Source organism: Crassaminicella profunda (genome assembly GCF_019884785.1).
In the GTDB taxonomy this organism is placed as follows: Bacteria; Bacillota; Clostridia; order Peptostreptococcales; family Thermotaleaceae; genus Crassaminicella; species Crassaminicella profunda.
The window spans coordinates 1,400,603-1,415,735 of record NZ_CP082326.1 but is presented as its reverse complement, the minus strand read 5'-3'; the positions used below and the strand labels follow the sequence as shown (position 1 = coordinate 1,415,735).

The 15,133-nt window shown below is 32.4% G+C and carries 15 protein-coding genes; all 15 read right to left on the bottom strand.

The genetic code is table 11. The features are described 5' to 3' along the window. Positions 1-12: 12 nt before the first annotated feature. The gene (gene floA, locus K7H06_RS06390) at positions 13-1,008 is read right to left on the bottom strand and encodes a flotillin-like protein FloA (protein WP_223039051.1); all 996 of its coding nucleotides are present in this window, start codon (positions 1,006-1,008) and stop codon (positions 13-15) included. A 13-nt stretch (positions 1,009-1,021) separates the two neighbouring features. Beyond that, entirely contained in the window at positions 1,022-2,335 is a 1,314-nt protein-coding gene (locus K7H06_RS06385) for an NfeD family protein (protein ID WP_246637644.1), read from the bottom strand. Positions 2,336-2,448: 113 nt separating this feature from the next. Beyond that, a complete protein-coding gene (locus tag K7H06_RS06380; protein WP_223039050.1) occupies positions 2,449-2,892 on the bottom strand; it encodes a GatB/YqeY domain-containing protein in 444 nt (147 codons plus the stop codon). 27 nt (positions 2,893-2,919) lie between these two features. Then, positions 2,920-3,108: a 30S ribosomal protein S21 gene (rpsU, locus tag K7H06_RS06375; protein ID WP_223039049.1), complete on the bottom strand. Its 189-nt coding sequence runs from the start codon at positions 3,106-3,108 to the stop codon at positions 2,920-2,922. Between the two features lie 123 nt (positions 3,109-3,231). After that, positions 3,232-3,573, bottom strand: coding sequence for a histidine triad nucleotide-binding protein (locus tag K7H06_RS06370; RefSeq protein WP_223039048.1), 342 nt, complete (start codon positions 3,571-3,573; stop codon positions 3,232-3,234). Between the two features lie 62 nt (positions 3,574-3,635). Continuing rightward, the gene (mtaB, locus tag K7H06_RS06365; RefSeq protein WP_223039047.1) at positions 3,636-4,943 is read right to left on the bottom strand and encodes a tRNA (N(6)-L-threonylcarbamoyladenosine(37)-C(2))-methylthiotransferase MtaB; all 1,308 of its coding nucleotides are present in this window, start codon (positions 4,941-4,943) and stop codon (positions 3,636-3,638) included. After that, positions 4,944-5,702 (bottom strand): 16S rRNA (uracil(1498)-N(3))-methyltransferase, encoded by a 759-nt coding sequence (locus K7H06_RS06360; protein ID WP_223039046.1) that lies wholly within the window; start codon positions 5,700-5,702, stop codon positions 4,944-4,946. Beyond that, positions 5,695-6,651 carry a 50S ribosomal protein L11 methyltransferase gene (gene prmA, locus K7H06_RS06355; protein WP_223039045.1) on the bottom strand — a complete coding sequence of 319 codons (957 nt, stop codon included), beginning with the start codon at positions 6,649-6,651 and terminating at the stop codon, positions 5,695-5,697. Before prmA ends, K7H06_RS06360 begins: the two co-directional genes overlap by 8 nt. Positions 6,652-6,762: 111 nt before the next feature. Continuing rightward, positions 6,763-7,896, bottom strand: coding sequence for a molecular chaperone DnaJ (gene dnaJ / locus K7H06_RS06350; protein ID WP_223039044.1), 1,134 nt, complete (start codon positions 7,894-7,896; stop codon positions 6,763-6,765). Between the two features lie 123 nt (positions 7,897-8,019). Then, positions 8,020-9,855, bottom strand: coding sequence for a molecular chaperone DnaK (gene dnaK, locus K7H06_RS06345; RefSeq protein WP_223039043.1), 1,836 nt, complete (start codon positions 9,853-9,855; stop codon positions 8,020-8,022). A gap of 36 nt (positions 9,856-9,891) precedes the next feature. Next, positions 9,892-10,446, bottom strand: a complete 555-nt coding sequence (grpE, locus tag K7H06_RS06340; RefSeq protein ID WP_223039042.1) for a nucleotide exchange factor GrpE — start codon at positions 10,444-10,446, stop codon at positions 9,892-9,894. A gap of 105 nt (positions 10,447-10,551) precedes the next feature. Next, entirely contained in the window at positions 10,552-11,574 is a 1,023-nt protein-coding gene (hrcA, locus tag K7H06_RS06335; protein WP_223039041.1) for a heat-inducible transcriptional repressor HrcA, read from the bottom strand. Positions 11,575-11,680: 106 nt separating this feature from the next. Continuing rightward, positions 11,681-12,820: a radical SAM family heme chaperone HemW gene (hemW, locus tag K7H06_RS06330; protein WP_223039040.1), complete on the bottom strand. Its 1,140-nt coding sequence runs from the start codon at positions 12,818-12,820 to the stop codon at positions 11,681-11,683. A gap of 43 nt (positions 12,821-12,863) precedes the next feature. Further along, on the bottom strand, positions 12,864-14,678 hold the full coding sequence (lepA, locus tag K7H06_RS06325) for a translation elongation factor 4 (RefSeq protein ID WP_223039039.1): 1,815 nt from the start codon (positions 14,676-14,678) through the stop codon (positions 12,864-12,866). A 122-nt stretch (positions 14,679-14,800) separates the two neighbouring features. Further along, the gene (locus K7H06_RS06320; RefSeq protein ID WP_223039038.1) at positions 14,801-15,130 is read right to left on the bottom strand and encodes a hypothetical protein; all 330 of its coding nucleotides are present in this window, start codon (positions 15,128-15,130) and stop codon (positions 14,801-14,803) included. Between the last annotated feature and the right edge of the window lie 3 nt (positions 15,131-15,133).

The following is a 15,133-nucleotide window of genomic DNA, read 5'->3' as shown; positions in this document are numbered from 1 at the left end:
ACACTTAATTCATTATTTCGTTTCTTTAGGATTATTATCTTCTTCCTTTCCTAATAAAGATATGGTTTTTCTCATACTCGTATCTGCCATAACATTTTGCATGTTATAATAATCCATTACCCCAAGTTTTCCAGATCTTAAAGCCTCTGCCATAGCTTTTGGCACTTCCGCTTCTGCTTCTACAACTTTTGCCCTCATTTCCTGAACAGCTGCAACCATTTCTTGTTCCTTAGCAACAGCCATAGCTCGTCTTTCTTCTGCTTTTGCTTGAGCAATTCTTTTATCTGCTTCTGCTTGTTCTGTCTGAAGTTGTGCTCCAATATTTCTTCCTACATCTATATCTGCAACATCAATAGATAATATTTCAAAAGCAGTACCCGCATCTAGTCCTTTAGCTAAAACTGTTCTTGAAATCAAATCAGGATTTTCTAATACTTCCTTATGGGTCTCAGAGCTACCTACAGTAGTTACAATTCCTTCTCCTACTCTAGCTATAATCGTTTCTTCTCCAGCACCACCCACAAGTCTTTCAATGTTTACTCTTACGGTTACTCTTGCTTTTACCATTACTTCTATTCCATCCTTAGAAACAGCTGAAACCTTTGGTGTTTCTATGACTTTTGGATTAACACTTACCTGAACAGCACTTAACACTTCTCTCCCTGCTAAATCAATGGCAGCTGCTCTTTCAAATTCTAAAGATATATCTGCCCTTTGCGCTGCGATAAGAGCATCAACTACACTATTTACATTCCCTCCAGCAAGATAATGGGCTTCTAATTTATCAATATTTAAATCTAATCCTGCTTTCGTGGCTTTAATAAGAGGATTTACAATTCTTGATGGAGATACTCTTCTAAAACGCATCCCTATCAAAGTAAAAATCCCTATTTTTACACCTGAAAAATATGCTGTAATCCATAATCCTACAGGAATAAAACTCAAAAGTATCCCTAATAACAAAAGTGCTACAATAACAATAATCCCTATACCAATAACTGGTGACATGTCTTACTACCTCCTAAGATATTTTTTTCACTACAATTTTTCTACCTTCCACCTTAATAATTTTTACTTTCATATGTACCTCTATAAACTCTCCCGCTGTAACCACATCGATTCTTTGATCATTTACAAGTACGGCTCCAGAAGGACGCAGTGGTGTGATGGTGACTCCTTCTAATCCTAGCATTTCATCCTTTTCAACGTTTGATACAAAACCTTTTTCCTTTTTTAACGCTGTTGCAAGAATAATTTTGTCAAAATATTGATTCCTTGGTCCATATTTTAGCAACAATATGGCAGAAATAATCGTTAACACTAAAGCAATAGCTAAAGATGTTATTCCGAGGGCAATAGAATCTGAAGATAATATAATGCTAATGATAATACACAGTATTCCTCCAATCCCCGGAGCTCCAAATCCAGGTGCAATAGCTTCAATCAAGAGAAGAAGCACACCAGCAATAAAAATAGAAATCACTGCAAAGCTTGCATTTCCAGCTAACATACTTCCTCCAAAGAAAACTGTAAAAGCAATAATGCTTAATGTTCCACCCATTCCAAATCCTGGTGTGAAAAACTCTATAAGGAGTCCTATGAAGCCTATACTTAAAATGATTGGCAAAAATATAGAGCTAGAAACAATTTGAGCAATACTCATTTTAAAATCTGTCTGTATATTTATTATTTCTGAATATTGAATATCAAACCTTTTTAAAATTTCCTCATAACTATTTCCTACTAAGTCTGTAAATCCTAATTCCTCCGCTTCTTTTGTCGTTAAGTTAAGGAGTTCTCCTTTTTTGATAATGTACTTATCTGGATCTTTAGGATTTTTTATCTCAATACGTCTATCTGCCATTGCTTCAACTAATCTTGTATCTCGTCCTCTTTGCTGGGCAGTAGTTCTTAATTCTCCCTTCCAATAAGAAATATTTTTTTCCGTGTATGGAATGGTTTCAGCAGACCCTATTGTACTCCCACTGCTCATGGCAATATTTTCTGATGCTATTGTAATAAGAGCACCTGCAGATTCTGCTCTTTTATTTACAAAAGAAATAGTTCTTAGAGGTGTCTTCATTATAGCATCTCTTATTTTCGTAGCTTCTTTGATCATACCTCCTAAAGTATCAATTTCAAAGATCACAGCTACAGAATTAGGATCACTTTCCGCTTTTTCTAGTGAACTTTTTACAAACTGTGTAACTGCAGGGTTGATTTCTCCTTTGATTGGAATAACATATACATTTTTTTCATTTTCAGCATAGCTATATATACTAAAAAGCATGCAAAAAATCATAAATACTATGAATTTTATATAGATTTTTTTCAAAATCTCACCTCCCCTAATCATCACCTGTCATTACATATCTATAGTATATTACATTTTTTGCCTTTTTAAAAATATTTTATAAAAAAATAAAAACCTAAGCTATGCTTAGGTCATTATTGTAAAAATTGCTTAACGATTTTATTTACAGTTTTACCATCAGTTCTGCCTTTTACTTTCGGCATTACTGCAGACATGACTTTGCCCATATCTTTTATACTATTTGCACCAATCTCTTCGATTGTTTGAGTAACAATTTGTGAAACTTCATCTTCTGTTAATTGTTCTGGCAAATAGTCCATTAAAACATCTATTTCAGCTTTTGCCTCATTTACTAAATCATCTCTATCTCCTTTAGCAAACTCTTCAATAGCATCCTTTTTTTGCTTTACTTGTTTTGATATGATCTCTAAAATGCCTTCATCATCAAGCTCTGCTCTATTGTCAACTTCGTATTGCTTTATGGCAGATCTTACCATTGTCACAACAGATTTTTTTACTTTATTCTTTTCTTTCATAGCTGCCTTTAAGTCAGCCATTAATCTCTCTTTGAGGGACATTCGTCACACCTCTTTTAAAATTTAAATTTAGAATCTTTTCTTCGCTTTATTTCTTCTAGCAGCTTCTGCTTTCTTCTTACGTTTTACACTAGGCTTTTCGTAATGTTCTCTTTTTCTAACTTCTGATAAAACACCACTTTTTGCACATGAGCGCTTGAATCTGCGAAGAGCACTTTCAAGAGTTTCGCTTTCTCCGATTCTTATTTCTGTTGACATAGTTCTCCCTCCCTCCGCTAGCAAACTTGTGCTGTGCTAGTAGAACGCCAAAGTAAAAAAACTTCGGAGTCTGAAATCGCACTATGTTATTATACATTAAATTAACAATTTATGCAACTTTTTTTAACCTGGAGGCCATTGAAGTTGTCTTCCACCTAGAAGATGAAAATGTATATGACCTACCGTTTGACCACCTAACTCTCCACAATTGCTTACAACTCTATATCCCTCTCTTAAATCTAATGCTTTTGCAATATCTTTTATAGAAAGGAAAATATGTCCTATAAGATTTTTATGTTCATTAGAAAGATCATCTAAAGACCCTATATGTTCTTTTGGAATAATAACCACATGGGTTGGTGCTTGAGGTTCTATATCATGAAAAGCCATCATGTAATCATCTTCATATACCAATTTTGATGGAATTTCTTTAGATGCTATTTTACAAAAAATACAATCAGCCATTCCTTTCACCTCCTTTACAAACTTTCACTATTATTTATTCAACACAAGTTTAAAAAATCCTTCTATTGATTTACTATTTTTCCTATAACAACTTCCCCTGATATTTTTTCAAGTGTTACTTTTAATATTTTGCCTTCTAAATTTTCATTAGATTGGCAAAGAACTCGTATATAGTTATCTGTCAATCCTTCATAATGGTCTTCCTTTTCATTACTTGTAGTTTCAAACAAAACCATTTTAGGTGTATTCATAAATTTCTCATGATAATTAATTAAACTTTTTCTCGCTAAATCAATCAACCTTTCACTTCGAATATTTTTAATTTGAGAAGGTACTTGATTTTCAAATTTGGCTGCTGGCGTTCCTTTTCTTTTAGAATATTTAAATACATGAATTTGACCAAACCCTATTTCTTCTACAAATTGCATGGTCTTTTCAAATTCTTCTTCTGTTTCTCCAGGAAATCCTACCATAATATCTGTGGTAATGGATACATCTTTTATATATTTTCTTATTCTTTCTACAATCATTTTATACTCTGTTGTTGTATATTTTCTATTCATTCTCTTAAGAGTCTCATCACATCCACTTTGAAGAGATAAATGAAAATGTGGGCAAACTTTTTTTAAATTTGCCAAAGTTTTTACAAAATCTTCTGTCATAATGGTTGGTTCAATAGAACTTAGTCTTATTCTTTCAATACCTTCAACCTCATGCACACTCCTAATCACATCTAGTAATGATGTATTTTCAAAATCTTTCCCATAAGATGCCACATGAATACCAGTAAGGACAATCTCCTTAAAATGATTCTTTGCAAGTCTTTGTACTTCTTTTACAATATCCTCTAACCTTCTACTTCGAATCTGTCCTCGTGCATATGGAATAATACAATAGGTACAGTATTGATTACATCCCTCTTGAATTTTAAGATATGCTCTAGTTTTGCCTTTTATTTCTCCTATAGTCATTTCTTCAAATTCTTGTATCTCCATAATATTTTCAACTACATTAATCTTTTCATTTTCTTCTTGTATATTCTCTACATATTCAACAATGTTTTTTCGGTGGTTTGTTCCTAAAACAATATTTACACCTTCAATGGCAGATACTTCTTCTGGTGATGTTTGAGAGTAACATCCTACAACTGCAATAATAGCTTTAGGATTTTTTCTTTTTGCCCTACGGATAAACTGTCGTGACTTTCGATCTCCTAGATTTGTAACTGTACACGTATTGATTACATATACGTCTGCATGCTCACCACTATCTACAATTCCATATCCTGCTTTTTCAAACAGTTCTCCCATAGCCTCTGTTTCATATTGATTCACTTTACATCCAAGGGTATAAAATGCTACTTTTTTCATTTATTTGCCTCCTAAATCCCCTATCTCATACATTAATATACTTAAAGCTACAAATCCGGCAGTTTCTGTTCTTAATATTCTAGGCCCTAGAGTAATAGATTTTACTCCAGCATTTTGAGCTTTTATAACTTCATCCTGTTCAAATCCACCTTCTGGACCAATGATGATGGCCACTTTCTTATATTCTTTGTTCGTGCTTAAAATATTTTTTAATCCTTCTTTTCGTTCCTGTTCATAGGGTATGATTTTCAAATCATACGTTGATAAATTATGAATCATTTCTTCAAAAGAAACGGGTTCTGTAACTTTGGGTATAACACCTCGTTTGCATTGCTTCGCTGCTGAATCTGCAACCTTTTGCCATCTTTGAATCTTTTTAGTCTCAGCTTTTTTATCTTTTATTTGCACAATAGTTCTTTCTGTTATTACAGGAACGATTTTTACGATCCCTAATTCAGTACATTTTTGTATAATCATATCCATTTTACTTGATTTAGGAATTCCTTGAAAAAGAGTAACTTGTATATTAGATTCAGTACCTGATATTTTTTTCTCAAGAATTTCTAATTCTATTTGCGCTTTTGATATGGCTACGATTTTTCCTATGTAGTCATAATTATTTCCATTGCAAACTTCTATACAATCATCTTTAGAAAGTCTTAAAACCTTTCCTATATGTTTTACATCTTCTGAATCATCCATGAAAATTTTTTTGTTTTCTTCTGAGATATTTTTCTCATCTACAAAAAATCTATGCATCTTTTTTATCTCCCGTTGGTTTTGAAACAATGGCTGCCCATTCACCCTGCTTACGAACTTCTATAATTTCCATTTTATTCTTTTCTAAAGCATTAACGACTTCATCCACTTTATCAAGAATAATACCCGAAGCAATAAAAACACTTTTTTCTTTCATAAAATCTTTTATAAAGTTAGATAAGTATATAATTACATCTGCAATAATATTTGCAACAACAAGATCTGCTTGTCCATCAATCACATCCATTAGATTTCCATGTTTAATTGTAACAATATTTTCTACCCCATTGTCTGATACATTTTGTTTAGATGCTTTTACAGCTACTTCATCTAAATCAACACCAATCACTTCTTTAGCTCCAAGCTTTGCAGCTACAATAGAAAGAATCCCACTTCCACAACCAATATCGAATACTGTTGAAGTGTTGTTTACATATTTCTCTAAATTTTGTATACACATCATCGTTGTTTCATGGGTTCCTGTTCCAAATGCCATACCAGGGTCAAGTTCTATAACAATGTCATCCGATGACGGCGTATATTCTTCCCAAGAAGGTTTGATTACTACTTGGTCCCCTATTTTTTTAGGTTTATAATATTTTTTCCATGCATTGGCCCAATCCTCTTCATATACTTCTGATGTGGTCACTTCTCCCAATCCTTTATCAAGATTATATTGTGGTATTTTTTCTACGCTTTGCTTTATTAGTTCTATTTTATCTAATAAATCCTCACTCTCTGGAAGATATCCCTTTACAATTGCTCCTTCATAATCACTTTGTAGGATAGATTCATCCATATAGTCCCAATCTCCAGATTCCTTTTGTTTAAAAATAGGATCATTTGGGTCTTCTATGGCTACTCCACCTACGCCTACATCATATAAAATATTTGCTACCGCCTCAACAGCCTCTGTAGTGGTTTTAATTTTCACTTCTATCCATTTCATATACAAAACCTCCGCGCTTTTCACTTTATCTGTTATTATACCCTAGAATATTTATATTTACCAGAAATTTTAAAATATAATGAAACACCCAGTCATTACTGGGTGTTCCTATTAAATACCAAAAACCTCTTTTACTTTATGAAAAAAGGATTTTCTTTGTTCATGTACATCTTCGCCCATTATATCTGCAAATTGTTTCAATAATTCTTTTTGTTTTTCATTTAATTTCTTAGGAACTTCTACAATCACTTTTACGTAAAGGTCCCCTCTTCCATAACCTCTTAAGCTTGGTATCCCCTTACCTTTTATCCTAAAAATTGTTCCACTTTGTGTTCCTTCCGCAATATTATACTTTATTTTCCCATCTAAGGTAGGAACAACTAATTCATCTCCTAATGTTGCCTGTACAAAAGTAATTGGAATCTCACAAATCACATCGTTTCCATCTCTTTTAAAAATTCCATGAGGTCTTACTCTTAAAACTATATATAAATCCCCACTAGGCCCACCTTTTTCTCCTGGTTCACCTTCCCCTCTTAATGGGATGACAGAACCCGTATCTACACCTGCTGGAACTTTAATTTGTATTTTCTTTTGTTTTAGTTCTTTACCAGTTCCATGGCACTTTTCACAAGGTTTTTCTATAATATGACCTTCTCCATTACATGCATCACAAGGTTTTACATTTACAAATTGACCTAATGGTGTTCTCGTTGCATAACGGACTTCACCTGTTCCATTACACTTACTACAAGTTTTTTTGCTTGTTCCAGGTTTTGCTCCTGTTCCATTACACGTGCTGCAATTCTCATGTCTTTTGATGGTTATCTCTTTTTCAACTCCAAATGCGGCCTCTTCAAAGCTTATCGGCAACTCATATTTTAAGTCATCACCCTTTTTCGGACCTGCTTTTCTTCTAGAGCTTGAAAATCCACCTCCAAACATATCAAAGATATCACCAAATATATCCTCAAATCCACCAAACCCAGATGCTCCACCAAATCCGCCTTGTGCATTTCCATCTACACCTGCATGACCAAATTGATCATATCTTGCTCTTTTGTTTTGATCACTTAATATTTCATAAGCTTCATTGGCTTCTTTAAATTTTTCTTCTGCTTGTGTATCTCCTGGATTTCTATCTGGATGATATTTCATAGCCATTTTTCTATAGGCTCTCTTTATGGTTTGTTCATCAGCACCTTTGTCTACACCTAAAACTTCATAGTAATCTCTTTTAGACATTCTTCTCACCGCCTTTCTAATCAGGTTTTGTGAGCGTCACAAACTATATCAATTATATGAGAAATATCTATTTTTCGCAAGACTTTTCACATTTGTAAGGCACCCAATTGGGTGCCTTTTTATCTATTTATCATCATCTACCACTTCATAATCTGCATCTACAACATTATCATCCTGGCTACTCTCTGTATTTTGTCCTTCTGCTGCACCTGGATTTTGCCCAGCTGCTTCTTGATACATCTTTTGAGATAATGCATGGAAAGCATTTGTTAATTCTTCTGTTGCTTTTGTAATAGCTTCTGTATCATCACTTTCTATAGCTTTTTTAAGTACTTCAAGCTTTCCTTCAACGTCTGTTTTTTCTTCAGCACTAATTTTATCTCCAACTTCTTTTAATGCTTTTTCTGTTTCATAAACCATTGTATCTGCTTTATTTTTTGCTTCAATGGCTTCTTTTCTTTTCTTATCTTCTTCTGCAAACTTTTCAGCATCTTTTACCTTTTTTTCTATTTCTTCATCACTTAAATTTGTTGATGCAGTAATTGTAATCTTTTGCTCTTTACCTGTACCTTTATCCTTTGCACTAACATTTACAATACCATTAGCATCAATATCAAAAGTTACTTCAATTTGAGGAACACCTCTTGGTGCTGGCATAATACCACCTAATTGGAATCTACCTAATGTGATATTGTCACTTGCCATTTGTCTTTCCCCTTGTAATACATGAATATCAACAGCTGTTTGATTATCTGCTGCAGTAGAGAAAACTTGGCTCTTTCTTGTAGGAATTGTTGTATTTCTTTCAATCAATTTTGTAAACACACTTCCAAGAGTTTCAATTCCTAATGAAAGTGGTGTTACATCAAGTAATAATACATCTTTTACTTCTCCAGTTAATACTCCAGCTTGAATAGCAGCACCAATTGCTACACATTCATCAGGATTTACTCCTTTATGAGGCTCTTTTCCTGTAAGTTTCTGAACAGCTTCTTGAACTGCTGGAATTCTTGTTGATCCTCCTACAAGGATTACCTTATCCACTTCTCCTGTTGAAAGACCTGCATCATTTAATGCTTTTCTTGTTGGTTCCATTGTCGCTTCTACTAAGCTAGCTGAAAGTTGATTAAACTTTGCTCTTGTTAAATCCATATTTAAATGTAATGGTCCCTCTGCAGTTGCTGTAATAAATGGTAAGTTTATATTTGCTGTTTGTGTACTTGATAATTCTTTCTTTGCATTTTCAGCAGCTTCTTTTAATCTTTGTAGAGACATTTTATCTTTTCTTAAATCTACCCCATGCTCTTTTTGGAAGCTTTCAGCTAAAAAGTCTATGATTACTTGGTCAAAATCATCTCCACCAAGGTGATTATTTCCATGAGTAGCTAATACTTCAAATACACCATCCCCAAGTTCTAATACAGAAACGTCAAAAGTTCCTCCACCTAAGTCAAATACGATAATCTTTTGATGCTCATTTTCTTTATCTAATCCATATGCTAAAGATGCTGCTGTTGGCTCATTGATAATTCTTTTTACTTCAAGACCTGCAATTTTTCCAGAATCTTTTGTAGCTTGTCTTTGACTATCTGTAAAATAAGCAGGAACCGTAATAACTGCTTCGGTAACTTTTTCTCCTAAATAACTTTCAGCATCTGCTTTTAACTTCATAAGTGTCATTGCTGATATTTCTTGCGGTGAATAGTCTTTTCCATCAATAGTTGTTTTATGATCAGTACCCATTTCTCTTTTTATAGACATAATTGTCTTATCAGGATTTGTAATTCCCTGTCTTTTTGCTGTTTCTCCTACAAGTCTTTCTCCATTCTTTGTAAATGCTACAACAGATGGTGTTGTTCTATTTCCTTCAGCATTTGGAATTACAACTGGCTCTCCACCTTCTAATACTGCAACACATGAGTTAGTTGTTCCTAAGTCAATACCAATTATTTTACCCATTGTATTATTTCCTCCTTCATATTTATGTATAAATTTTTATTTTACAACTTTAACCATACTTGGTCGAATAGTCTTCCCATTAAGGATATATCCCTTTTGAAAAACATCTATTACTGTATTGCTTTCATGTTCATCACTTTCTTCTTGCATAACAGCATGATGAAAATTTGGGTCAAACTCTTTTCCTAAAGCTTCAATTTCCTCTGCTCCATTTTTTTTGAACACCTCTAAAAATTGTTGTAGAATCATCTCTACTCCTTGTGTAAAGGATTCATCTTTTCCTTCATCTTTATAAGATTTTACAGCTCTCTCAAAATTATCTACAATTGGAAGCAAATCTAATATTAATTTTTCATTTGCAAATTGATAGATATCACTTTTTTCTTTTTCTACTCTTTTTTTATAATTTTGAAAATCTGCTGTCATTCTTAAATATTGGCTATTTAACTCTTCTTTTTCTTCTTGTAGCTTCTTAAAATCTATGCTACCTTCATCCATTTGAGACTCTTCTTTTAATTCTTCTTTTGTAGCATCTAAGTTATCGTCTACAATTTCATCATTTTTCTCTTCCTGGAAATTATTTTCTTCCATTACTTTCACCTGCCTAAGATTATATTTTAATAGGTAAATCTCTATGATAAAAGGCATAGACCTAGTACAAAATATAACTATTTTGCACCAGATCCATATTCTCTTTTAGCGATCATTTAATAAATTTGTTAGATTCTTTGTCACACAATCTACAACAGAAATAATATGATCATAATTCATCCTTGTAGGTCCAATGACCCCAATTTTTCCAACAATAAATCCATTTACCTTATAGGTTGCTGTTATCAAGCTACAACTTTGCATTTCTTCATGCTTATTTTCTTTCCCAATAGTAATATCTAAACCATCCTTACTATCCATTAACAATTCCATGATATGCTCTTTTTGGTCTAACATTTCCATAAAATCTCTTGCTTTTTCTATATTATGATACTCTGGCAAATGAAAAATATTTGTTATACCATCTAAATATAATTGTACATTAACCATATCTTCTAGCGTTGCTAACAAAACAGGAATAATTGCATCAATCAGTGCATTCAGCTTTTTCATTTCCATTTTTATATTTTTAACCACATAAAAATTGATATCTCCAATTGTTAGACCTTTTAATTTACTATTTAATATTTTAGAAATTATTGCTAAATTATCTAATGTATAACCTTCATTGATTCTTAAAATTGCATTTCTCACAATACCAGATTGCGATATAACTACCAACAACACATTTTTTTCATCAATAGGAACCAATTGAACTGATTTTAACTTGCTTTGCTCAAATTGTGGAGACAAAACAATAGAAGTTAATTTTGTCATCTTAGACAAAATTCTTGAAGTGCTCGTAATGATCTGCTCTAACTCTCCTACAGATTCTACAAAGCTATTTTTTATAACCTGTTTCTGTTTTTGAGCTAAATTGTCCATAATCATTAAACTATCTACATATAACCGATACCCTTTATCAGATGGAATTCTTCCTGAAGAAGTATGAGGTTGATGTAAAAAGCCCAGTTCTTCTAAATCTGCCATTTCATTTCGTATAGTAGCAGCACTTATTCCTAAATCATATTTTTTCATCAGGGTTCTTGAGCCTATGGGTTCAGCTGTAAAAATAAAATCTCTTATTATGGCCTGCAGAATCCTTAACTTTCTTTCTCCCAGTTCCATAATATCACTCCTATTTGTTAGCACTCTCTTCTAATGAGTGCTAAACTATTATGATTTAAAATTATCATTAATGAAATCATTTGTCAATATCCTTTTTGTTATTTTTTTAATCAGGTAAAAAAGATACAAAAACTTGATTGGATAAATCAATCCCTCGTCTTGTCAATCTTATGTATTGATCATCTGTAGATAACAATCCTAGTTTTTTAAATTTTAAAATTTCTTCTGAATAAATTTTAAAAGGTGTACATCCAAACCGCTCCTTAAATTCCTTAATGTTGATTCCTCTCATCATTCTTAAGCCTAAAAACATAGTTTCTGCAATTTCATCTTTCCTTGAAATGCTTTCTTTCCCTTCACAAGGACTTAATTTTTTATGAATATTATTTATATATTTTTCCATAATCATGGTATTCGAAAACCTATTTTTATTAAAATATGAATGGGCACCTAAACCAAATCCAATATATTCTTCATTATTCCAATAGATCTTATTGTGTATACATTCTTTTTCTTCCTTTGCAAAATTAGAGATTTCATAGTGTTTATATCCATAATCTAATAAATAATCCATTGCAAAATGATACATCCTTCGATCTAATTCTTCTGAAGGTAATTTCAATATTCCCTTTTCATATAATCTATAAAATTCAGTATTTTCTTCAATTTTCAAGCTATAGGATGAAATATGTTCTGGATTCAATTGAATAACATTATATAAAGTTTCTTCCCATTGATTTAAAGTTTGATTAGGTAAACCAAACATTAAGTCAATATTAATATTTTCAAATCCTATTTCTCTTGCTAATAAAAAATTTTTCAAAAATTCTTCCTTGTTGTGTATTCTTCCTAAACTTTTAAGATGATCATTTTGCCATGCTTGAAGCCCCATACTCAATCTATTAATATTATTCTTTAAATAATAATTAAGATTATCTTTGTTGATTGTTCCAGGATTACTCTCTATAGAAAATTCTAATTTCTTATTTATATGGAAATTTGAATGAATTGTCTCTAATATTTTGTCCATTTCTTTTATTGGAATAATAGAAGGTGTGCCTCCACCAATGAATATAGATTTTATTTTACATCCCTTTAACTTTTCTTCCCAAGATTTCATTTCTTCCCTTAAAGCATCCATATATTCTGAAATTTCTTTTTCCCTATTACTAAAGGAACAAAAATCACAATAGAAGCATTTTTGTTTGCAAAATGGTATATGAATATACAACCCTATTTCTCTCATTTATTTTCACCTCATTCAACAAAAATAGTCACCCATCTGGTGACTATTTTTTATCATCATATTTTAACACAGCCATAAAAGCTTCCTGAGGAACTTCTACTGATCCTAATTGTCTCATACGTTTTTTACCCTCTTTTTGCTTCTCTAAAAGTTTTTTCTTTCTCGATATATCTCCACCATAACATTTAGCCAATACATCTTTTCTCATAGCACTAATGGTCTCTCTAGCAATAACTTTCGTCCCAATAGATGCCTGTATTGGAATAGCAAACATATGACGGGGAATGACTTCTTTTAGTTTTTCACAAACAACCCTACCGCGAGATTCAGCTTTACTTTCATGGACAATCATAGAAAATGCATCTACAACATCTTTGTTTAATAATATGTCCATTTTTACAAGTTTAGACCTTTGATACCCTTTAAATTCATAATCTAAAGACCCATACCCTCTTGTTTTAGATTTTAAAGCATCAAAGAAATCATAAATCACCTCATTTAAAGGTAATTCATAATGAAGGGACACTCTTCTCTCATCTATATATTCCATATTTTTCATACTTCCTCTTCGATCTTGACACAATTCCATAATATTTCCAACATATTCATTAGGAAGCATAATGTTTGCATCTACAAGTGGCTCTTCCATAAAAGCGATTTCTTGGGTTGAAGGTAAATTGCTTGGATTTTGAATCATCAAAACTTCTCCATCTGTTTTTGTAATTCTATAAATAACACTTGGGGATGTAGTGATTAAGTCTAAGTCAAATTCCCTTTCTAGCCTTTCTTGGATGATCTCCATATGAAGAAGTCCTAAAAATCCACATCTAAAACCAAATCCTAATGCATTAGAAGTTTCAGGTTCAAAATCTAATGCAGCATCATTTACTTTTAATTTTTCTAATGCATCCCTTACATTTTCATATTTTTCTCCTTCAGCTGGATAAACCCCACAATATACCATAGGTACTACTTTTTTATATCCTGGTAACGGCTCCTTAGTAGGATTTTGTGCACTTGTAATTGTATCTCCAACCTGGGTATCCGCTACATTTTTTATACTTGCTGTTATATAACCAACATCTCCAGCTTTTAACGCATCTACACTCATAGGTCCAGGAGTAAACACCCCTACTTCATTTACTTCAAATTTTTTGCCAGTGGCCATCATAAGAACCTTATCTCCCGGCTTTACAGTTCCTTGTTTCACTCTCACATAAGCTACAACACCTTTGTAACTATCATAATAAGAGTCGAATATTAATGCTTTTAGTATACCCTCTTCATCACCTGTAGGAGATGGCACATTCTTAACAATGGTTTCTAAAACTTGTTCAATATTTAATCCTGCCTTTGCTGAAACCAATGGTGCCTCACTTGCATCAATACCAATAATATCTTCTATTTCATCCTTCACTTCCTCTGGCCTTGCGCCAGGTAAATCGATTTTATTAATAACAGGTACAATTTCCAAATCTTGATCAAGAGCTAAATAAACATTTGCTAAAGTTTGAGCCTCTACACCTTGAGCTGCATCTACTACCAATACAGCTCCCTCACAAGCAGCTAAGCTTCTTGATACCTCATAGGTAAAATCTACATGTCCTGGTGTATCTATTAAATTTAGTACATATTCTTCATCATTCTGATCCTTATAGATCAGACGAGTTGTTTGAAGCTTTATGGTTATGCCTCTTTCTCTTTCTAAGTCCATACTATCTAGTATTTGATCTTTCATTTCTCTTTGTGTAAGCAAGCCTGTTTTTTCTATCAATCTATCGGCAAGGGTAGATTTACCATGATCAATATGGGCAATAATACTAAAATTACGTATTTTTTGTTGACGATTACTGCTCATTCCTACTCCTCCTCTATACACTACGGTAATCTTTAACATTATATCATAATTCATTTTGCTCGTATAGAGTTCTTATTTACAAAGATATATAATAACAGCCGAGCTAGTAACTCGGCTGGCCTTTACCTTTCCTTGCAAATCACCTTTTTCTTTTCTTTCAATATTTCTATACAATCTTGGACTTCATTTCTAATAGATTCATAGGTAGTATAAATTTTTTGTTCATCTATATAGAAATTTTCTCCACAAAAACATATTTCATGTACTTGCTCATTAATCTTTTTGTGATCAAAAACTTTTGGTTCCTCAATCATCATCATCATTCTAAAAGAATCATCTACAATTAAAATACCATTGATCAATATAAAAAACATAAATAACATACAAATACACTTTCTTCCACTTCTTTTTTTATTCTTTTTATTTAAATTTTTTCTTTCTACCCTGCTCATTTT